The organism is Chitinophaga cymbidii, assembly GCF_007992715.1.
GTDB classification, from domain to species: Bacteria; Bacteroidota; Bacteroidia; order Chitinophagales; family Chitinophagaceae; genus Chitinophaga; species Chitinophaga cymbidii.
In genome coordinates this window covers 192075-213158 of record NZ_BKAU01000006.1, presented here as the reverse complement: position 1 = coordinate 213158, position 21084 = coordinate 192075, and the positions used below count along the sequence as shown (strand labels likewise).

At 54.4% G+C, this 21084-nt stretch carries 14 protein-coding genes; 8 read left to right on the top strand and 6 right to left on the bottom strand.

Annotated elements, in window-relative coordinates:
• The 3 genes from CCY01nite_RS23515 to CCY01nite_RS23505 all read left to right on the top strand — a co-directional run bounded on the left by CCY01nite_RS23515 (position 1) and on the right by CCY01nite_RS23505 (position 2302).
• A complete protein-coding gene (locus CCY01nite_RS23515) occupies positions 1-444 on the top strand; it encodes a bactofilin family protein (protein WP_146866899.1) in 444 nt (147 codons plus the stop codon).
• 134 nt (positions 445-578) lie between these two features.
• On the top strand, positions 579-1604 hold the full coding sequence (locus tag CCY01nite_RS23510; protein WP_146866897.1) for a sensor histidine kinase: 1026 nt from the start codon (positions 579-581) through the stop codon (positions 1602-1604).
• Complete coding sequence (locus tag CCY01nite_RS23505; RefSeq protein WP_146866895.1) at positions 1601-2302, top strand: LytR/AlgR family response regulator transcription factor; 702 nt, start codon at positions 1601-1603, stop codon at positions 2300-2302. The genes CCY01nite_RS23510 and CCY01nite_RS23505 overlap by 4 nt, the downstream gene beginning before the upstream one ends.
• A gap of 43 nt (positions 2303-2345) precedes the next feature.
• Here CCY01nite_RS23505 and trhO read toward each other — a convergent pair whose 3' ends face one another.
• The 5 genes from trhO to CCY01nite_RS23480 all read right to left on the bottom strand — a co-directional run bounded on the left by trhO (position 2346) and on the right by CCY01nite_RS23480 (position 8453).
• Positions 2346-3365 (bottom strand): oxygen-dependent tRNA uridine(34) hydroxylase TrhO, encoded by a 1020-nt coding sequence (gene trhO / locus CCY01nite_RS23500; RefSeq protein ID WP_146866893.1) that lies wholly within the window; start codon positions 3363-3365, stop codon positions 2346-2348.
• A 475-nt stretch (positions 3366-3840) separates the two neighbouring features.
• Complete coding sequence (locus tag CCY01nite_RS23495; protein ID WP_146866891.1) at positions 3841-6324, bottom strand: DUF5686 and carboxypeptidase regulatory-like domain-containing protein; 2484 nt, start codon at positions 6322-6324, stop codon at positions 3841-3843.
• Positions 6325-6409: 85 nt separating this feature from the next.
• A complete protein-coding gene (locus CCY01nite_RS23490; RefSeq protein WP_146866889.1) occupies positions 6410-6757 on the bottom strand; it encodes a hypothetical protein in 348 nt (115 codons plus the stop codon).
• A gap of 65 nt (positions 6758-6822) precedes the next feature.
• Positions 6823-8016 carry an O-succinylhomoserine sulfhydrylase gene (locus CCY01nite_RS23485; RefSeq protein WP_146866887.1) on the bottom strand — a complete coding sequence of 398 codons (1194 nt, stop codon included), beginning with the start codon at positions 8014-8016 and terminating at the stop codon, positions 6823-6825.
• Positions 8017-8033: 17 nt separating this feature from the next.
• Complete coding sequence (locus CCY01nite_RS23480) at positions 8034-8453, bottom strand: OsmC family protein (protein WP_146866885.1); 420 nt, start codon at positions 8451-8453, stop codon at positions 8034-8036.
• Between the two features lie 85 nt (positions 8454-8538).
• On the opposite strand from CCY01nite_RS23480, the gene metX reads away from it, so the two are divergent.
• Complete coding sequence (gene metX / locus CCY01nite_RS23475) at positions 8539-9582, top strand: homoserine O-acetyltransferase MetX (protein ID WP_246130027.1); 1044 nt, start codon at positions 8539-8541, stop codon at positions 9580-9582.
• A 119-nt stretch (positions 9583-9701) separates the two neighbouring features.
• Positions 9702-12452, top strand: a complete 2751-nt coding sequence (locus tag CCY01nite_RS23470) for a TonB-dependent receptor (RefSeq protein WP_146866883.1) — start codon at positions 9702-9704, stop codon at positions 12450-12452.
• Positions 12453-12610: 158 nt separating this feature from the next.
• Here the strand turns inward: CCY01nite_RS23470 and ychF are convergent, their stop codons facing one another.
• Positions 12611-13714 (bottom strand): redox-regulated ATPase YchF, encoded by a 1104-nt coding sequence (gene ychF / locus CCY01nite_RS23465; protein ID WP_146866881.1) that lies wholly within the window; start codon positions 13712-13714, stop codon positions 12611-12613.
• Between the two features lie 131 nt (positions 13715-13845).
• On the opposite strand from ychF, the gene CCY01nite_RS23460 reads away from it, so the two are divergent.
• The 3 genes from CCY01nite_RS23460 to CCY01nite_RS23450 all read left to right on the top strand — a co-directional run bounded on the left by CCY01nite_RS23460 (position 13846) and on the right by CCY01nite_RS23450 (position 21066).
• Positions 13846-15084 carry a spore maturation protein gene (locus CCY01nite_RS23460; protein WP_146866879.1) on the top strand — a complete coding sequence of 413 codons (1239 nt, stop codon included), beginning with the start codon at positions 13846-13848 and terminating at the stop codon, positions 15082-15084.
• 17 nt (positions 15085-15101) lie between these two features.
• Positions 15102-16361: a YeiH family protein gene (locus CCY01nite_RS23455; protein ID WP_146866877.1), complete on the top strand. Its 1260-nt coding sequence runs from the start codon at positions 15102-15104 to the stop codon at positions 16359-16361.
• Positions 16362-16479: 118 nt separating this feature from the next.
• Positions 16480-21066, top strand: a complete 4587-nt coding sequence (locus CCY01nite_RS23450; protein WP_146866875.1) for a LamG-like jellyroll fold domain-containing protein — start codon at positions 16480-16482, stop codon at positions 21064-21066.
• Positions 21067-21084: the final 18 nt, after the last annotated feature.

Genomic DNA, 21084 nt, shown 5'->3' with positions numbered 1-21084 from the left:
GTGTCGATCATCAATTTTTTAAGGGGACAGGGCATGTCGAACGATTTCGTGCTGCCCAGGGAGGTGACGGTCAGCGGCAGTGTTGAAACTGCCATTTCCGGCCGCATTGAGGGACGTGTGAACGGTGACGTGCGGTCCGCCGCCCGGATTATCATCGGGAAAGATGCGGTGGTGCGCGGGCATGTGTACGCGGCAGACCTCGTAGTGTGGGGAAAAGTGCAGGGCGACGTGTTCGTGACCAATAAAGCGGTTATCTGCGACAAAGCCCACATCAAAGGCGACGTTACCGCCATGGTGATGGAGATACGGGAGGGCGCGGTGATAGAAGGCGCTATCCGTAAAGACGTGCTGCACGCCCCTGAAGAAACCCCGGAAGAAACAAACCCCGATACCCCCACGGTGGAAACACCCGAAGAAGACGGACAGGCGAGCACCTGGTTCTGAACAACTTTACGCAAGCGCTCACACTGGTGGCCGCCTGGCTGCACCACGGCCTTACGCAGCCGCAGATCGTCAAGATAACCCCGCATTTCATGTAATTCACCAGTGCCGGGAATAGCGTAAATTTATCTTGCATTATGAACGTCCTCAAAAAGATCATCGGCTGGCGGCTGCATCATGTATTGTTCTGGGCGGCCTTCTTCGTGGTATGGATGACGCTCCGGATAGACGATTACCCGGACCTGCTGCCAACCGTGCTCGCGGGATTGCTGAAAGTGCTGTCCCTCGCGGGAGCCGTTTACTTTACCAACTACGTGCTTATTCCAAAGCTGCTCTACACCCGCCGGTACGTGGCCTTTGCCCTGGGGTTCACCGCCCTCGTGGTTATTACGGGCTTTATCGTGATCCGGCTGCTGGACCTGATCCTGCAACCCTATGCGTCCGGCATCACGCACTGGCCGAACGCTACTTTCAAGGCACAGGTCTACGATGTGTACATCCCGCTGTTCTTCATGGTAGGCGCCGCAGCGGGTATCAAGTTCTACATCGACCAGCTGAGGACTTTGCACCGCCTGCAAAGCGCACTGCGGGCGGGCGCGGAACAGGAGCTGCAATACCTCCGTTCACAGATCAATCCCCATTCTCTTTTCAACTCGCTCAACACCATCTACTTTCTCATCCACAAAGAAAACCGCGAAGCGCGCGAAACGCTGATGAAATTCTCGGAACTGCTCCGCTACCAGCTGTACGACTGCAATACCGAACGCATCGACATCGCAAAGGAAATCCAGTACCTGGAAAATTATGTGGCGATACAACAGCTTCGGCACGATGAGCACTATGCCATCAGCTTTCATTCGTCCACAGCGGTGAAAGATTTTTCCATCGCGCCGTTGCTGCTGATACCGTTTGTGGAAAATGCCTTCAAGCATGTGTCCGCGCACAACGCCAATACCATTGGCATCAATCTGGAAAAAGAAGGGCCGCTGTTCCGGTTTTCGGTTTTCAATACAAAGGAAGATAAAGCGTCCACCACCTCCGGCGGCATCGGGCTGGCGAATGTGCAACGGCGGCTGGAGCTGCTGTACCCCGGCAGGCACGACCTGCGGATCGCCATGAATGGCGCTACCTATTCCGTTCACCTAACCATCGATGTATCATGAATATCCGTTGCCTGATCGTAGACGATGAACCGCTGGCCCGCAAAGGGTTGAAGGAATATATCAATGATGTGGATTTCCTGGAGCTGGCGGGGGAATGCGACAATGCGCTGAAAGCCGCCACAATACTGCAATCACAGCATATAGACCTGCTATTCCTGGACATACAGATGCCACGCATGACGGGGCTGGCTTTCCTCCGCTCCCTCCCGCAGCCGCCGCTGGTGGTGCTTACAACGGCTTACCCGGAGCATGCGCTGGAAAGCTTTGAGCTGAATGTGCTGGACTACCTGCTGAAACCCATTCCCTTCGAACGTTTTCTGAAAGCGGTGCTCAAAGCCAAAGCGCAGCTCAACCTCCGGCAAACGCCCGCGGCAGACTGGTTCTTCATCAAGTGTGACAACAAGCTGGAAAAGATCACCTTCAGCGATGTGTTATATGCGGAAGCCTTGCAGAATTACGTGGCGATACACACCACGGCGCGGAAATTCATCACCTACCTGACGTTCCGGGGTGTGGAAGATTACCTGCCCGCGGACCGGTTCGTGAAAGTGCACAAATCCTTTATTGTAGCGGTTGGCAAGATAGACAGCATTGAAGGGAATGAACTGCTGATCGGCGGGCATCATATTCCCATCAGCCGGAACCTGAAGGAGGAGGTGATGCAGAAGATATTGAATAACCGGTATCTGAAGCGGTGATGCGAAGCAACTACCTGTTGCGGCGCGGGCAATTTCCTTGCGGCTACTTTCTTAATCTTCGCTTTCTTTTATTGAACAGCATCAACCCCTTATCCACCCCTTTACGCAGCTCCGCCTGCTCTTCTTCGGGCAGGGCGAGCACTTCGGTGCAGGCTTCGCTGCAACAGCCGTTGTATTTCGCGGCGCATTTTTCGCACTGGATGAATAACAGGTGACAGCCTTCGTTGGCGCAGTTGGTATGTGTGTCGCAGGGCTCGCCGCACTGGTGGCACTGGCTGATGATCTCTTCGCTGATGCGCTCGCCCAGCCGCTCGTCGAACACGAAGTTCTTGCCGCGGAATTTATTGGGGAGGCCCCACTCCTTTGCTTTGTTGGCGTATTCGATGATGCCGCCTTCCAGGTGGAATACGTTTTTGAAACCCCTGTGCAGCATGTAGGCGGACGCTTTTTCACAGCGGATGCCGCCGGTGCAGTACATGATGATGTTCTTGTCCTTATGCGATGCCATCATGTCAACCGCCATGGGCAGCTGCTCGCGGAAGGTGTCTGACGGCACTTCCAGCGCTTTGTCGAAATGCCCGACTTCATATTCATAATGATTCCGCATGTCAATGATCACGGTGTCAGGGTCTTCCGTCAGCTCATTGAACTCCCGGGCGTTGAGGTATTTTCCCCGGTTGTCCATGTCAAACGCCGGATCGGTGATGCCGTCCGCCACGATCTTTTCCCGCACCTTGATCTTCAGCACCCAGAAGGATTTGCCGTTATCGTCCACCGCAACGTTCAGGCGGATGCCATTGAGAAACGGAATGGAATAGAGATGTTGCTTAAACGCCTCAAAGTGATGCTCCGGAATGCTTACCTGTGCATTGATCCCTTCGTGGGCCACGTAAATTCTGCCGAAAACCTGAATCTGGAAGAGTGCCTGGTACAACTCGTCGCGGAAGAGCTGCGGGTCTGCTATTTTGGCGTACTGGTAGAAGGATACCGTCACGCGCCTGAATGTTTCTGATGCCAACCGCGCTTTCAGCTCGGTGGCAGACAACCTGTTATGCAAAACCATGTTGAAATTTTAAGGATGAACGCCGGTCAAACAAAATTTCTGTCATCTTTGACGCCGCAAAGTTACGCAAAATAGTTATCCACACCAGTAGAAAGCGGGATGATCTTCGTCAATATATTGAAAATCAGGATAAATAGTGGATTATTTGCATTTGTAGACAACATGCACGTGGACAACCATCAAAAAAATGGCACGGAATTGGAAAATACGCTGTTACAGTAGGACAGGAACCCCGTGAGGAAAGAATCGTCAGTAACCCTAAACAGGACCTATATGAATATTTACGTTTATTACTTCTTTGCGATCGTGATCGGTTTGTGGGCGTATCGCTTATGTGCTTATTTCTTCGGCGACAATAATACCAAGAAAGCAAGAAGTTACAGGAAACGGGGATAAGATATCCGGCAAGCAAAAAAAGAAAGGCTGTACGATTTTTCATTTCGTACAGCCTCTTTCATTACTACTTTTTTGCGTTTTACTCTACCCTGAATGCTCCGCCAAGTATCCCGCCGAACCCAACCCTTACGCCTACACGTGTCGGTAACTGGCTCTGGTACCCTGCCACCACGTCCACACGGATCATCTTGAAGATATTCTCCAGCCCGGCAAATACTTCCACATAGTGATTATCGCTGTTCACATAGAATGCGTTGGAACCGGCTACAAGATGCCATTTCAGGCGGTTGAACAGCGGGATCTTGTTCGTTAGCAGACCGTTGAAGTGATGCTCCACGTTGGCGGTGGCGTACAGGTTCGCGGAGGTACTGTATTGATAATAAGGCGCCAGCTGGAAGCTGTTGAGATATCTGATATTATAGAATGTCTGGTTCCCGTTGAAATGCTGCAAATCGGGAATGCTGACGGCCCTGTTATTCAGGAAGCCGCCGGCGGAGAGATTGTATTTCAGTTCCCCGAACAGTTTGAAATTCATATCGTCGCGCATGGATACTTTCCATTTATCAAAATCAGCGTCCAGGAAGCCTTTGGTATACATCAATGTGAAAGTGGGATATTTTGAGCCGATGGCGACCTTGCTTTTGGGGTATTCTATGAATTTTTGTCCGGGCTGATAGCTGACCGAAGCGCTGGCCGTCAGCACCCTTTCCCTTTCAAACGGCAGCCCGGCCAGCTCCTGCGGGTGGTTCGGCAGGAATGATTTTTTATCGTTTTTGAACAGCACGAAGTCCGTGGTATTTTCTACGGGGATGCGGTCCTCATACAACGCGCTTACACTAAGACGCATGGTGTTGGGCAGCTGGCGGTGAAAGCCCAGACTGCCGAACCAGTTTTCGTACAGCTTCATGTAGTTTTCTTTCAGCAGCAAGGTATACAGCGAATTGGTCAGCGGTCCGATCGGCTCTTCCTTGTTGAATTGCGATATGCGTTTGCCGCCGGCGAGCGTCCATACATTCTTGTTCCGCTGGTTGCTGCCGAATACAAACTGCGTGTAGGCATTCAGGTGGGTATTGCTGAATCCGTACCGGATCACGTTGTTCATGCTTAGCCGCTTGTTGCCGGGGAGGCTGAAGTTCAGCGAGGGCCGCAGGTTTACCGCCACTCCTTCCACGGTATTATAGCTAAGTGCGCTGATCAGCGAGCGCATGGAAAATGAATGTGCGGTGATGGTGGTATCCCGTTTGAAGTACCAGGTGTGGCCCCAGGTGTTCAGCAGGATGTTTTTTAGCTTTACCTTTTGCGGTTTGGCGCGGAGCGAATCAAGATGATACCGCGAGCGGCTGGAATCGCGCATGGCTTTGGCCGTGGAGTCTTTCACCCGGAAGTCGCGCTGCTCTTCCTTTTCCAGCGGCACCGGGCGGATGCTGTCCCAGTATTTGAAGTCGCGTTCATTTACATCTTTCTGGTATTTGATCACTACTTTATTAAAATATCCTTTGGGGAATACGGGTTCGAGGTTATAATTCGAGTACACGTTCACGAAATTGCCTACCAGGTCAAATCCGAATTTCTTTACGGCGGCATATACCACCTGGTCTTTGGTGCGCCATACTTCGTTGTTCACCGGCACATGTGTTTGCCTGATGATCAGGGTATCTGCCAGCTCCAGCTGATATTCGCTGGTAAGCATCAGGTCTGTGCTGTGAATGCGCCAGTCGCCGTCTGTGATATAGATGTACCCTGCGAAGAGCGGCTCATACTTGCGGCGGGGGATCACCTTGATCTTGTTCACCATCTGCTGATCTTCCAGGAAGGAGCCTTCTAACCGGTAACGGTAATATGCCAGCGCGTTCTCCGCGATCGGCGAAATGAATCCTCTTGGGCCCATCTGTGATGCGACAGCTTCTACGTTGTTGTCATAAAAGCTGATGGTGGTGGGGATGCTGAATCCGAGCCCGCCACCGCTTTGCCGGGACGAGATAACGTCCAGTTTCATATCCGGTTCGCGATAGGAAATTTTTGTAACGGATTCGGATAACATGATGATGCCCTTACCGGTGGAGTCTACCCCAACATCTTCTTTATCGATCTTCTGCCCCAGGAACTTTTTGGGTGTGCTGCGCAGTTTAAAAAGACTTTTGATATAGGCGTCGGCCGTATAGTTCTTCACCTGCCGCTGGTAAAAGCTCCTTTTACGGATGGCCTGGCGGATGATGGCATAGGCGGGATCTTCCCCACCCGAGGTAACCACTACTTCCTTTATCTGCAGGCTCACCGGTTCCATGGAAAATGACAGCTCTAGCGTGCCGTCAGTCACCTGCACGGATTTTTCCGCCTTGCGGTACCCCATGTACTGGCAAACGACCGTATATCGGCCGGCAGGTAAGTCCAGCTGGTATGCGCCGTTGGCATTGGCGGTGGTGCCGTTGGTAGTGCCTTTGACCATGACCGTTGCATAAGGCAGCGGTTCGCCTTTGTTATTAGTGATAAGACCTTTGATAATGCCGGCCCGGGTTTGTAAGGTCAGTACAATGGAAAGGGAAAGAAGTAGAATTTTTACCATATATCAAATATAACAGCCTGCCTTACACGATATATGGCTTAGAGTGGGTTTTAAAGGAACTTTAACAGAGTAGATAAAGTAAGGATCAGGCGCGCTTTCTTCTTATCACACTCGCAGACAAAGCACTCAACGCTCCCACAATCCCGCCAAGCACCGCGGTGATCATCACCATCGCGAAAGGCGATGCGGATTGTAAGATCAGCTTGCTCATGCGCGTGGCGAGGATGTGATCGTTGCGCAGGTCCATAATGCCGGCCATCATGCCCCACAACAGCGCAATACCCAGGAATCCGCTGAAGAACGCCTTGCCGGGTGTTTGCGGCAGCAGCAGGGCAGCCGCGAATGCCGCCAGCGCAATACTCCACCAGTCCAGGAACATGCCGAGTACATAAGCGAGGGCTACCGTAAGTATGAGGGAAAGAAAAAATCGCATAACGTAGTGGTTATTGAGGTTAATGCCGGCGGCAGGATGTATCCCCGCAGCCGGCACCGAATATGCTATTTGCTGGCTTCAAGCGCCTGTTCAATATCGGCGATGATATCACTGAAATGCTCCAGGCCCACGGATATACGTATCAGGCCGGGCGTAATGCCGCTCTTCAGCCTGTCCGCCTCACTCAGCTTTGCATGCGTGGTGGATGCGGGATGCGAAGCGATGCTGCGGCTGTCTCCCAGGTTCGCGGTGAGGCTCAGCAGTTCCAGCTGATCGAGAAAACGGCGGCCTCTTTCCAGCCCGCCTTTGATCTCGAAGCACACGATGCCCCCGCCGCCGGTCATCTGCTGCTTTGCTATTTCATGCTGCGGATGGCTGGCCAGCATGGGATATTTTACCCATTCCAGGTGCGGATTGCCTTCCAGCGCTTTTGCGAGGGACGTTGCGCTTTCCGAATGGCGCGCCATCCGGATATGCAGCGTTTCCAGGCTGCGGCTCAGCACCCATGCGTTGAATGGCGACATGGACGGGCCGGTGCTGCGGCAGAAAGCGTATACTTCATCCACCAGTTCCTTGCGTCCCAATACGATGCCGCCGAGTACCCGTCCCTGTCCGTCGATCCACTTTGTAGCGGAATGCGTGACGAGGTCGGCGCCCAGTGAAAGCGGCTTTTGCAGTACGGGTGTGGCAAAGCAGTTGTCAACATTCAGGATCACCTTATGTTTCTTTGCGATCTTCGCCAGCGCGGCCAGGTCTATCACGTCCAGACCGGGATTGGAAGGCGTTTCCACGAAGATCATCTTTGTATTGGGTTTGATCAGCGCTTCGATCGTCTCCGGCTTCGTCATATCGAAATAGGTATATTCAATCCCCCATTTCGGCAGGAACTTCGTAATGACGGTGTGGGTAGAGCCGAAGATCGACTGGGAAGACAGCAGGTGATCGCCTGTTTTCAGGAACGCCATGAAGCTGCCGAATACGGCGCTCATGCCGGAGGCGGTGGCAAAACCGCTTTCCGCGCCTTCGAGGGCGCACATCCGCTGAATGAACTCGTCCACCGTGGGATTGCTGAAACGGCTGTATATAAAAGCATCGGTTTCATCGGCAAACGCGGCGCGCATCGCTTCCGAATCTTCATAACAGAAGCTGGAAGTAAGGTACAACGGACCGCTGTGTTCCATATGAGAAGTCCGTTCCGATTGAATCCTGATAGCCTGGGTTTCCGGGTGATATGTTGGTTTGTTCTTTCTTTTCTTCATCTGATCATTTTGTATGCTCAACTATTCAGCTTAATCTCCCAGGTCAGTTGTGTTTTGGCCTGGCGAAGCGTTTCGGCTACAGAACAATATTTGTTCATGGACAGCTCCACGGCGCGGGATGCTTTGTCCGCATCAATATTACCGCTCAGGTAAAACACGATATGCGCTTTTTCCCAAAGGGAGGGTTCTTTTCCCTGCTCGCGGTCCGCTTCAATTTCGATGCGGAAATCCGTGATCTCCTGCCGCTGCTTTTTAAGGATCATTACTACGTCGATCGCCGAGCAACCGCCCAGCCCCATGATCAGCATCTGCATCGGGCGGACGCCGTTATTCTTTCCGCCGTTCTCCACGGAGGAATCCATCAATACCTTGTGGCCCTGTTCGTCCACAGCTTCCATGTTAAACCCGTCGTCTATTCTCTTTAAGGCGATTTTCATAATGTAGCGATATTAAATAAAAATGATACGCAAAGATATGGCTTATAGCGGAAGGATTTGTAATTCGTCCCCGACTTTTGTAGGTTTGCGCAAATTTAGAACGGAGTTGTCATTGCAGACCTATCATAGCCACCAGCCTTTTCATCTTGAGTCCGGCGAGGTACTTCCCGGCCTTGACATAGCCTATCATACGTACGGTACGCTTAACAAACACGGGGATAACGTGGTATGGATCTGTCATGCCCTGACGGCCAATTCCGATGTGGCGGACTGGTGGCCGGGGCTGGTAGGCGAAGGCAAGGTGATCGACCCTGCCCGTCATTTCATCGTTTGCGCCAACATCATCGGCTCCTGTTACGGCTCCTCCGGCCCGCTGACCGTTAACCCGGAAACGGGAAAACCTTATTTCCGCAGCTTCCCGCAGGTAACCATCCGGGACATTGCGCATGCGCACATCCTGCTCCGCAAGCACCTGAACATCGAAAGGATACACCTGCTGGCAGGCGGTTCCATGGGCGGCTACCAGGTACTGGAATGGGCGCTGATGGAGCCGGAACGCATCGGCAAGCTGTTCCTGCTCTGCACCGGCGCCGCTGAAAGCGCCTGGGGCATTGCCGTACATACCTCGCAGCGCCTCGCCCTCGAAGCGGACCACACCTGGGAAGATTCCACACCCGAAGCCGGCGCCAGGGGCCTCAAAGCCGCACGCGCCATCGGCATGCTCACCTACCGCAACTATCAGACCTTTGTACGGATGCAAACCGACCCGGACAAAGAGAAGACCGACAATTTCAGGGCTTCTTCGTATATCCTTTACCAGGGAGACAAGCTGGTGAAGCGCTTCAACGCCCAAAGTTACTGGCTGCTGACCAAGGCGATGGACAGTCACAACATCGCCCGGGGCAGGCATGAAGACGTGGCTACCACGCTCCGCCAGATAGAGCAGCCCACCCTTCTGATAGGCATTACCAGCGATATTCTCTGCCCGCCGGAAGAGCAATTGCTGCTGTCCGGACACATGCACAATACCCTGTATCACGAAATAGATTCACCCTACGGCCACGATGGTTTTCTAATCGAATTCGAGAAGATCGGCCGCATCCTGGAAGACTTCCTGTCGAAGCCCTGAGAAAAATTTTCTATGTGATAAAAATCCCTTAACTTCTCTGTATAATTCGTTTACACCCTGCAACTAGATAAAAATTAATTGTCTCGGTCAGCCAAAATTCCTCATTAAATTCTCACATTATGAAAGGTACTTTACAAAAGTATTGCTGGCTCATGGTGTTGCTGCTTGCCTCCTGGCAGTATGCGCTGGCGCAAAATCAAACCACGATCACAGGCACTGTAACCGACGCCGCCACCCGGCAGAACATGGCGGGCGTGAGCATTTCCGTTAAAGGGGCTTCCGCGGGCGCTGTCACGGATGCCAGCGGCAGCTTCCGGCTCAACACCAACCACTCCCTCCCGCTGACCCTCGTGTTTTCCTATGTCGGTTATTCCCCGCAGGAAGTACGGGTGACGGACGCTTCCATGAACGTGAACGTTCAGCTTTCCTCCACCGAAATACTGGGGCAGGAAGTAGTGGTGTCCGCCAGCCGGGTGCCGGAAACCATCCTCGAATCGCCGGTGTCTATCGAAAAGCTCAACGTCAGGGCTATTAAAGAAACGCCCACGCCCAGCTTCTACGATTTCATCACTAACTTCAAGGGCGTGGAAAGCAGCTCCCAGAGCCTGACCTTCCGCTCCATTACCACCCGCGGCTTCAACGCCAACGGTAATACCCGTTTCAACCAGTTCATAGACGGGATGGACAACCAGGCCCCCGGCCTCAACTTTTCCGTGGGCAACATCCTGGGCATCACGGAGCTGGACGTAGAGAACGTGGAGCTGCTGCCGGGCGCGGCCTCCGCGCTGTATGGCGCCGGCGGCACGAACGGTACGCTGCTGATGACCAGCAAGAATCCGTACGACTACCAGGGCCTCAGTCTCCAGCTGAAAGGCGCCGTGAACCACCTGGGCGGCGTGCAACGCAGCTCCGCCGGGTTCATCCCCGAGATCACAGCACGCTATGCCAAAGCTTTCGGCAAGTTCGCGTTCAAGGTGAACGTAGCCTACCTGCAGGCGAACGACTGGCAGGCGCTGGATTCCACGAACTTCGACCGCATTGGCCTGGTCAACAAAAGCGGCCACTCCCACCTCGATGATCCGGCATATGACGGTATCAATATTTATGGCGACGAGATCAATAACCGCTTCACCGCTACGGGAGGGCTTCTGAACGGCGTCACCGTTTCCCGCACCGGCTACCGCGAGCGGGACGTGGTGGACTATGACACCCGGAGCCTCAAAACCAACGCCGCCCTGCATTACCGCTTTAACCCCAACGCCGAGCTGATATTGCATGGCAACTGGGGTCAGGGCACTACCGTGTATACCGGGCTGGACCGCTATTCGCTCCGCAACTTCAACATGGGGCAATACAAGATCGAGCTGAAAGGCCAGCATTACTTCGTGCGCGCCTACACCACGCAGGAGCGCTCCGGCGAAGCCTATAACTCCACCGCCATGGCCTCTTTCATCAATGAAGCCTATAACCCGAGCGCCATCACCAACGGCGCCGGCCAGGTGATCGGCGGATGGTTTGCAGAATACGCTACCGTTTACAACCTGGCGCGCGCCGGCACCTTCCCCGGCTCACCCGGTGCGAAAGACAGCGTAACCGCCCATGCCATCGCCAGGGCGTATGCGGACAGGGACCGCCTGCAACCCGGCACCGCCAGCTTTGAGCGGGTAAAGGATTCCATCGGCAGCCGCTATATTGGCGTAGGCGCCGGCCGTGGTGGCGCTAAATTCGATGATAAAACGAACCTCTACCACTACGAGGCAATGTATAACTTCTCCCACCTCGTCAAATTCTTCGATCTGCAGGCCGGAGCGTCTTTCCGGCGGTACGATCTGAACTCGAACGGGACTATTTTTGATGATGCCAGCCGCGATATCAAGATCGATGAATATGCGGGTTTCCTGCAGGTGGGTAAAAAGCTGGCGAACGACCGCATCAAGCTGACGGGCTCTTTGCGGTACGACAAGAACGAGAATTTCGAAGGCCGCTTCACGCCACGTTTCACAGGCGTGTTCACCGTTGCGAAGAACAACAACATCCGTCTCTCCTACCAGACCGGCTTCCGCATCCCCACCACCCAAAACCAGTACATCGATTTGGAAGTCCGTTCCAAAACACGCATCATCGGCGGCCTTCCCGAGCTGGTCAACAAATACAACCTCAACACCAATAAAGGATATACCCAGGCGAGCTTCCAGAAATTCAGGCAAACCCTCAACCCCGCGGACCTTGAGCAGTACACCTTCGGCGAGCTCAAACCCGAAAGAGTGCAGGCCTACGAGATCGGCTACCGCGGCCTGATCAAAAACCGCCTGCTGATCGACGCTTATTACTACTACAATTCGTACCGTGATTTTGTGACCATCTTCGCGATCGTGCAGAGTCCGGACGGCACACCCGCCGGTCTTGCCAACCCGAACATCTTCTCTTCCGTTTACAACAACGACGAGCGGGTGGTAACGCAGGGATGGGCGCTCGGGCTGGATTATGTAGTGAACCACTGGAACCTCAGCGGCAACGTGTCCTTCAACGAAATGACGAAAGAGCCCGTTGGCCTGTACAACGATTTCAACACGCCGAAATTCCGGTTCAACCTCGGCGTTGGCAACAGGAACGTTTACAAAAACCTCGGCTTCAACATCAGCTACCGCTGGCAGGATGAATTCTACTGGCGTTCCTCATTCGTATCCGGCATGGTGCCCGCTTTCAGCACGCTGGACGCGATGATCAGCTACCAGGTGCCAAAGGCGCATGCCACCATCAAGCTCGGTGGCTCCAACCTGCTGAACAAGTATTATGTGACCTCGCTCGGCAACCCGTCCATCGGCGGGATCTATTACCTGAGCCTCACATTTGAAGACCTTTTGAAGTAGACCACGGCCCGTGACGCATTTTGCTGCAAAGCAGGAAACGCTCGCCCGCAATCACCCCGAACCATTTCTGTCACTGCCATAAATAGCGAAAGCCTCCGGACATCCGGAGGCTTTCTATTTTGTTGTAACCCTCATGATCTGCTCATGGGTATCTTTGGTCAGACGTTGAAACGGAAGTGCATCACATCACCATCGTTCACCACGTATTCTTTCCCTTCAATCCTTAAACGGCCGTTGTCGCGCGCCGCAGATTCCGATCCGAACTTCACATAGTCATCATAAGAGATCACTTCCGCTTTGATGAATCCTTTTTCAAAATCGGTGTGGATCACGCTGGCCGCCTGCGGCGCTTTCCAGCCCTGGTGGATGGTCCATGCCCGTACCTCCTGCACGCCGGCAGTGAAGTAGGTAATGAGGTCCAGCAGCTTGTAAGTGGAGCGGATGAGGCGGTTCAGGCCCGGTTCTTTCAGTCCGTATTCTTCGAGGAACATCAGTTTATCGTCCGGATCTTCCATTTCGGTGATCTGCGCTTCGATCGTATTGTTCATCACGATCACCTCGGCGTTTTCCGCTTTCACAGCGGCAGCCAGCGCTTCGGAGAATTTGTTGCCGGTATGCAGCGATGCTTCGTCCACATTCGCCACGTACAACACCGGCTTTTCCGTCAGCAAAAAGAGGTCGGCGATCGCCGCGCGCTCTTCTTTGGACAGGCCCAGCTCACGGATATTTTTACCCTGCTCCAGGTGCGCCTGGCAGCGTTTCAGCACTTCAAATTCGGCTTTTGCCTTCGGATCTCCGCCGGTCTTCGCCATTTTCTCGGTGCGGGCTATTTTCTTCTCAACGCTTTCCAGGTCTTTCAGCTGCAATTCGGTATCGATGATCTCCTTGTCGCCAACGGGGTTGATCGCCCCTTCTTCGCGGAGGATGTTATCATCTTCGAAGCAGCGGATCACGTGCACGATGGCATCCACTTCCCGGATGTTGGCGAGGAACTTGTTGCCAAGGCCCTCTCCTTTGCTGGCGCCTTTTACAAGGCCGGCAATGTCCACGAATTCGATGGTGGTAGGCACAGTGCGGTTAGGCTTCACCAGCTCTTCCAGCTTCGCCATCCGCTCATCCGGCACATCTACGAGGCCGATGTTCGGTTCAATCGTACAAAAGCGATAATTGCTCGCCTGTGCCTTGGCGCTGTTGGATACAGCATTAAATAGCGTGGACTTTCCTACGTTCGGCAATCCGACAATTCCTGCTTGCAAAGCCATTTTTTCAAAAATTTGCGCAAAGATAGTGCAATTCAGCGAGTAAAGCGTGTTAAAATTTACTATTTTGGAGACCGTAATGGCCCTTCGGCTCCTAATCAACTGATCCGTAACGGCTAACAACTGTATAATATATGGCATTAAACTACGTCTGGATCGGCTTTTTTGTGATCGCCTTCGTTGTGGCGCTTTGCAAGCTGATCTTCCTGGGGGATACCGAGATCTTCGCGAAAATGATGACCAGCACTTTCGAGAACAGCAAAACGGGCGCGGAGATCGCTATCGGCCTTACCGGCGTGATGACCCTCTGGCTCGGGATCATGAAGATCGGGGAAAGAGCGGGGATGATCGAAAAGTTCGCCCGGTTCGTGAACCCGCTGTTCTCTAAACTTTTCCCGCAGGTGCCGAAGAAAGACCCGGCTATGGGATCGGTAGTGATGAACTTTTCGGCGAACATGCTGGGGCTGGACAATGCCGCTACCCCGCTCGGCCTCAAGGCCATGAAAGAATTGCAGGAGCTGAATCCAGAGAAGGATACCGCCAGCAACCCGCAGATCATGTTCCTCGTGCTCAATACCGCGGGCCTCACCATCATTCCCACCAGCGTAATGGCCGTACGCCTCGCCATGGGCGCCGCTAATCCGGCGGACATCTTCATCCCCACCATGATCGGCACGTTCATTTCCTTCATGTCCGGCATGATCGCCGTGGCCCTCTACCAGCGCATCAACCTTTTTTCATTGCCGGTGCTGGTATTCGTTGGAGGATTTCTACTGCTGATGTACGGCCTGTATGCGTGGATGAACAACATGCCCTCCGAAATGATCGCCACCTACACCGCCATGGTCGGCGGCCTCATTATATTCTCCGTGATCATCCTGTTCCTGGTCGCCGGCTTCCTGCGGAAGATCAATGTATACGAAGCGTTCATCGACGGCGCCAAAGAGGGCTTCACCACCGCCGTGATGATCATTCCCTATCTGGTAGCCATTCTCGTAGGCATCGGCGTGTTCCGCATTACCGGCTGTCTCGATTTCATTACGAACGGTATCGCGTTGATAGTCGGGTGGATGGGATTGAATACGGATTTCGTACCCGCGTTGCCGGTAGGTATCATGAAGACCTTCAGCGGCGGCGGTGCGCGTGGACTGATGGTGGATCTGATGAAGCCGGAGAATTATGGCCCTGATTCTTTCGTCGGCCGCCTGGGCTGCATCATGCAGGGATCTACAGAAACAACTTTTTATGTACTCGCTTTATACTTCGGATCGGTGAACATCAAAAAAACACGGCATGCCCTGGCATGCGGGCTCATCGCGGATGTGGTGGGCGTGGTGGCCGCGATCATCATCGGGTATATATTTTTCCACTAACCATTTTCTGAAAACAGATGCAAAGAAAACCATTACATGAAGACTGGATCGCGGTGATCGTCGCGTTCATCAGCATCGGGCTGATATGCCTGGGCCTACATCCCTCCATGCCTAAATTCGACTGGAACAGCGGAGAAACATTATTACAAAAACTGGGCAGCGCTTCCAACCTTTATAAAGCCGGCGGCCTCTTTCTCTGGGTGCTGGGCAGCTTGCTGCTGGCCGGCCTTCTCGGCGGCAAACGCTTTGATGCGCGGATCGTGACCGGGCTGATCGCCGTGATGGCCATATCCATGTTCGCGCAGGTGTTCACCGGCAACGCCACGGTAAAAGACCTCGGCATCGAGATCGTTTTGTTCAGCCTGTTGCTGGGACTTTTCATCAGCAACGTCATCGGCGTGCCTGAATGGATGCGGCCGGTGCTGCAAACGGAGCTGTTCATCAAGATCGGGCTGGTGATGCTCGGTGCGGGGATCATCTTCCAGGAGCTGCTGAAAGGCGGCGGGATGGGTGTGCTGCAATCCGTAGTGGTGGTGTTCACCGTATGGTATTCCACTTTCTGGCTGTGCAAACAATTCAAACTGGATGATGAATTCAGGATGATGATATCCAGCGCGGTGTCCATCTGCGGCGTATCGGCCGCCATCGCCACTTCCGGGGCGATCGAAGGGGATAATAAAAAGCTCTCTCATGTGATCTCGCTGGTGCTGATCGTCGCCATCCCGATGATGATCTTCATGCCTTACATTGCAAGATGGATGGACATGCCGGCGGACGTGGCGGGCGCATGGCTCGGTGGTACAATCGATACTTCCGGCGCTGTAGTGGCCGCGGGCACCATGCTTGGCGACGAAGCACTCAAATACGCCACACTCGTCAAATTCTCCCAGAACGTACTGTTAGGTCTTGCCGCATTCTTCATTTCCGTATGGTGGACCTATTCCAAAAAGGAAACCAATCAACCGAAGCCCGGCCTGCGTACCATCTGGGAGCGCTTCCCGAAGTTCGTGCTCGGCTTCATCATCGTATCGCTTGTCTTCTCTTTCGTATTACCTTCTGCGTTAGTGGCTAACGTGAAAGGACATATCAAGGACCTGCAAACCTGCTTTTTTGCGGTGGCATTTGCCTGCATCGGTCTTGAAACAAAGTTTACGGACATTTTCCGGATGGAGAACGGCCGGCCGGCGATGGCTTTCATCATTGCGCAGGTATTCAACATCCTGGTAACGCTGGGGATGGCCTACCTCGTGTTCGGCGGCATTCTCTTCAAGGACTAGAACATACGGCATGATAGTGCAGGATAGTTACCTGTCACCATTTACATACATTTGATCATCGCCCATCTTCCCTGGGTGTCAGTGAACAATATCCTCCACTATCATTACTTATTCCCGTATGAAAAACACTGCCCGTATGCCGGGGAGGAACATCCTGTTATTTGCTTTCCTCCTGCTGTCCATTTCCCTGAACGCACAAACTCCTTCATTTCCCGGCGCTGACGGCTTCGGACGTTTCGCTACCGGCGCCCGCGGCGCCGCAACTCCGCAGGTCTACATCGTTACCAATCTCAACGACGCCGGCCCCGGCTCCTTCCGCGATGCCGTCAGCCAGCCCGGCAGATTCGTGGTATTTGCCGTAGGCGGCATCATCTACCTGCAATCCGACATCGTTGTATCGCCCAACACCACTATTGCGGGACAAACCGCGCCCGGCGACGGCATCGTGCTATTCAACAAACGGGTGACCTTCTCCGGCGCCAGCAATACCATCTGCCGCTTCCTGCGCATCCGCCTCGGCGCCACCGCCAACTCCGGGAAAGACGCCACCGGCATCGCCAACGGCGCCAACATGATCTTCGATCATCTCTCCGTTACCTGGGGCATGGACGAAGTGTTCTCCATCAACTGGGACGGCAAGAATACCGCACCCAACAACATCACCATCCAGAACTCGATCATCGGGCAGGGCCTTCACCGCGAAAATCACTCGGCGGGCGGCCTGATCCAGACGCCGGACGGCGGCAAGGTGAGCCTCATCCGCAATCTTTACATCAGCAACAAAACCCGCAACCCTAAAGTAAAAGGCGGGAATGAATTCGTTAATAACGTCGTATACAACTGGGGCAACGGCAACCGCCTCGGCGACAACCTCAACTACGGCTGGTCCGGCGACGCCTACATTATGGGCGGCTCCGCCGGCGTATCCGAAGTGAATATCATCAATAACTATTTCACCGGCGGCCCGCTGACGCCGCCCTCGAAAACAACGCCCTTCTCCCGCGGTACCGGCACGTTCTTCCTCTACGGCGCCGGAAACTATTTCGATAATAACACGGACGGCGTACTGAACGGCACACTGGTCCCTTATGATACCACCGGCTATCCCGGCATTGCCGCGGAAGGCTTCAGAACACAACCTTTCCCCTACCCGCTTGCCACGCCCGCTATGACGGCCCGACAGGCTTACGAATGGGTGACGGACAGCGTGGGCGCCATGTATCCGCGCCGCGACCAGGTGGATTCCCTGCTGGCCGATGAAGTGCGTTCCAAGGGCACGCAGGGCTGGTACGTTTACCGCGAAACAGACCTGCCTTTCGCCAATGGCGGACTGGGGAATGTTTTCGGCGCGCCCGCTCCACCGGATACCGACGGCGACGGCATACCCGATGCCTGGGAAGACGCGAACGGCCTCAACAAACAGCTGCCGCAGGATGCGCTTCTCCCGAACGCCGGCACACCTGCCTATCTCAATATCGAAGTCTACATCAACTCCCTGATCCACACTACGCCGCCCGCATTCATCAAACCGCCCTCCAACGTCACGCTCAGCGCGGACAGCACCATACTGGTGAGATGGAAAGACAATGCGGACAATGAAACAGGGTTCATCCTCGAACGCTCGCAGGATGGCAGCACCTTCACTCACACCGCAACACGGGCGGCTAACGATACCGCCTATACGGATACGGCCGGGCTAAGTCCCAACACCACTTACTTCTACCGCGTCAAGGCGGTGAACGAAACGGATACTTCAATTTACAGTATGCCCGTTTCCGTTAGAACAATGCCGCTCCCTTCCGCGCCGCACATGGCTTCACAACCTGTTCCCGCGAACGGCTACGCCTATGCGGAACTGTCCGGCGACGAGCTTGCATTGAAATGGACCGGCAGCGCAAATACGGTGGAATACCTGCTGTACTTCGGAACGCATGCGGACAGTCTTGCGCAAATAACGTCCGTTACAGCGCCTGCCTTTACACTGACTGGCTTACAAAACAACATCACCTATTACTGGCGCGTGGATGCGGTCAACGACAAAGGAACAACGCCCGGCGACATCTGGTCTTTCCGCACCATGCAGGTCTTTCCCCCGGGAATGGTGGGGCATTGGAGCTTTGACGAAACCAGCGGACGGCTTGTGGCGGATTCGTCGGTTTACCAGGCGGATGGCGTGTTAGGGCTGGATGAAGACAATGACAGCATCCACGTGCCGGGAAAGATCAACTACGCGCTTGATTTCTCTACGGCGGACGAAGACATGTACGTTGTGCAGATACCGCATGCGGACCAGCTGCACCTCGGACGCAGCGCCTTCTCGCTGTCGTTCTGGATGAAGGCCGCGCCGGCATTGCTTCCTCCGGACAACAATACCAGCGCTTACCTGCTGTGCAAAGGCTCTATCACCCGTAACGCAGCTACCGGCGCTACCGGCAAGCGCTTCGATATCGAGTTCAAGAACAAACAATTCAGGTTCGCCATTGATGATGATAATGACGCGGGCGGTGGCGGCAAGGATGAATTGCAGGCGGACGGCATTCCCTTCTTTACGAACGAATGGGTGCATGTGGTAGTGATGCGGGATACCGCCGCAAGGAAGCTCCGGCTTTACCGCAATGGCGCGCTGGTGAAAGAAACGAACATCACCAAAGCCAATGCGGGCATCGGCGAGGAAAGCGCGCTGATCATCGGCAACATCGGCGAACTGGAATTTCTTTCCACCGCCAACAAACCCGCGCCCTACAAGGGTATGCTGGACGAGCTGAAGATATTCAACTACCCCGTTTCCCAAACGGAAATACTCGAGCTGTTCCATACCAGCCCGCTCCCGCTGCAAGCCTATAACCCGGTAGTGGCCAACAATGCGCTGCTGGAAGGATACGAGCCGCCCGTACGTTTATCATGGCAGGGAGGCATCCGTACATCCGGCTACCGCGTGTACATGGGCCTGCACCCTGATTCACTGACGCATGTTGCGGACGCGCCGCTGGATACGCCGTTGTATATACTGGAACATCCCGCCGCTCACACGCAATACTACTGGCGGGTAGACGCGGAAGGCCCCGCGGGCGTTACACCCGGCGCTGTCTGGACGTTCAGGACGGTGTCGTTAAAAGGACTGGCCGGCCACTGGAAACTCAACGACGGCACCGGCATGACAGCGAAAGACGACAGCCCATTCCATCACGACGGGCAGCTCAATGCCTTCCCGCAAGCTTCCTGGGATACCGCGGGCAGATTCAAAGGCAGCCTCGCATTCAGCGATCTGCCAGCGGCAGGAGCCATCCACATTCCACATAGCGATCACCTGCTTTTCGATCAAAACTCCTTTACTATTTCGCTGTGGGTGAAAATACCGTCTTCCGCCGGCAGGGACTGCTATCTCGCGCACAAAGGCACTTTTGAAGCGGGCACCGGCAAGTGGTACGGCCTTCAGTTGCGAGATGGCAAGCTGACCTTTGCCATCGACGACGGCAGCGTAAAAACCGACCTGGCCATCACGCCCAACATCTTTTCCAACCAATGGAAGCATATCACGGCCGTCCGGGATGCATCTTCCAAACAGTTACGCCTGTACGTAGATGGCGAGCTCATGGGCAGCAAAGCCTATACTACCGGCACTACCGGCAGGCTGACCGCATTGATGCTCGGCAATTCACCGGAAAACAAACCTTACCGCGACCTGATGGACGACGTGCGCCTTTACAACTATGCGTTGTCCGCCGCAGAGATCGCAGCACTGCGGGATACCACCCCGCCGAACGTGATCACCCGGAACATCACCGTTACACTGGAAGACAGTATCACCATCAGCCCGCAGCAGATCGATAACGGCAGTACGGATTCCTCCGGCATTGCCGCGCTGTACCTGGACCGGAGCATCTTCACCTGCGCGGATACCGGCACGCATACGGTAACGCTCACCGCTGAAGACCCCAATGGCAATACCGCCGGCGCCACCGCGCTCATTACGGTGAAAAGCGCCTTGCCCGCTCCGCAGATCACGGTCACCCGTCAAAATAACACCTATACAGGGCTTGACGCCCACACGATCGCTCTCGGCTATGGCGCGCAAAAAGTGACGCTGAATGCCGCCGGGCAATATGCTTCGTATTCCTGGAGCCCCGCCGCCGGGCTCAGCGATCCTCACGTTGCTAATCCAACATTCACACCTTCCACCACCGGCGATCACACATTCACCCTTACCGTTACTAATGCGAACGGCTGTACTTCGCAGGCTTCCGCAACGATCCATGTGATAGATGTGCGATGCGGTTACAGGAACAGGAAAGTGCAGCTGTGCTATTATGGCGTAGATATCTGTGTGGACCCGCTGGTGGCCAGGCTGCTGTTTGCTTTCAGTCCTCATGCCACGGTGGCGGGCGGTTGCCCGGTGCGCCCGGGTGCGATGGCGGTGAAGCAGGACATCACGGCCGCGGATGAAAATACAGCGCTGCTGGTATATCCGAATCCCGCATCACAACGGGTGCAGGTGCGCTTTGGAACAACGGGCGCTTGTGATTACAGTGTGGAGCTGTTTGATGTGCAGGGTAAGCTGCTGAAGATCGTAGAACGGGGAACAGCGGCGGGCAGGATGCAGTTTTCGTTGCCGGTGGATGTTGGGCAGTATCCGGTGGGGGTTTATTTTGTGAGGGTTGTGTTGGGGGATGTGGTGCGGACGAAAAAGATCATCATACAACGATAGATAAGGGGCGGCGAAAAT

What these genes read in the sequence shown, in the direction of transcription:
- CCY01nite_RS23510 (WP_146866897.1), top strand. Translation starts at nt 579, where the DNA reads ATGAACGTCCTCAAAAAGATCATCGGCTGGCGGCTGCATCATGTATTG.
- CCY01nite_RS23505 (WP_146866895.1), top strand. Translation starts at nt 1,601, where the DNA reads ATGAATATCCGTTGCCTGATCGTAGACGATGAACCGCTGGCCCGCAAA.
- trhO (WP_146866893.1), bottom strand. Translation starts at nt 3,365, where the DNA reads ATGGTTTTGCATAACAGGTTGTCTGCCACCGAGCTGAAAGCGCGGTTG.
- CCY01nite_RS23495 (WP_146866891.1), bottom strand. Translation starts at nt 6,324, where the DNA reads ATGGTAAAAATTCTACTTCTTTCCCTTTCCATTGTACTGACCTTACAA.
- CCY01nite_RS23490 (WP_146866889.1), bottom strand. Translation starts at nt 6,757, where the DNA reads ATGCGATTTTTTCTTTCCCTCATACTTACGGTAGCCCTCGCTTATGTA.
- CCY01nite_RS23485 (WP_146866887.1), bottom strand. Translation starts at nt 8,016, where the DNA reads ATGAAGAAAAGAAAGAACAAACCAACATATCACCCGGAAACCCAGGCT.
- CCY01nite_RS23480 (WP_146866885.1), bottom strand. Translation starts at nt 8,453, where the DNA reads ATGAAAATCGCCTTAAAGAGAATAGACGACGGGTTTAACATGGAAGCT.
- CCY01nite_RS23470 (WP_146866883.1), top strand. Translation starts at nt 9,702, where the DNA reads ATGAAAGGTACTTTACAAAAGTATTGCTGGCTCATGGTGTTGCTGCTT.
- ychF (WP_146866881.1), bottom strand. Translation starts at nt 13,714, where the DNA reads ATGGCTTTGCAAGCAGGAATTGTCGGATTGCCGAACGTAGGAAAGTCC.
- CCY01nite_RS23460 (WP_146866879.1), top strand. Translation starts at nt 13,846, where the DNA reads ATGGCATTAAACTACGTCTGGATCGGCTTTTTTGTGATCGCCTTCGTT.
- CCY01nite_RS23455 (WP_146866877.1), top strand. Translation starts at nt 15,102, where the DNA reads ATGCAAAGAAAACCATTACATGAAGACTGGATCGCGGTGATCGTCGCG.
- CCY01nite_RS23450 (WP_146866875.1), top strand. Translation starts at nt 16,480, where the DNA reads ATGAAAAACACTGCCCGTATGCCGGGGAGGAACATCCTGTTATTTGCT.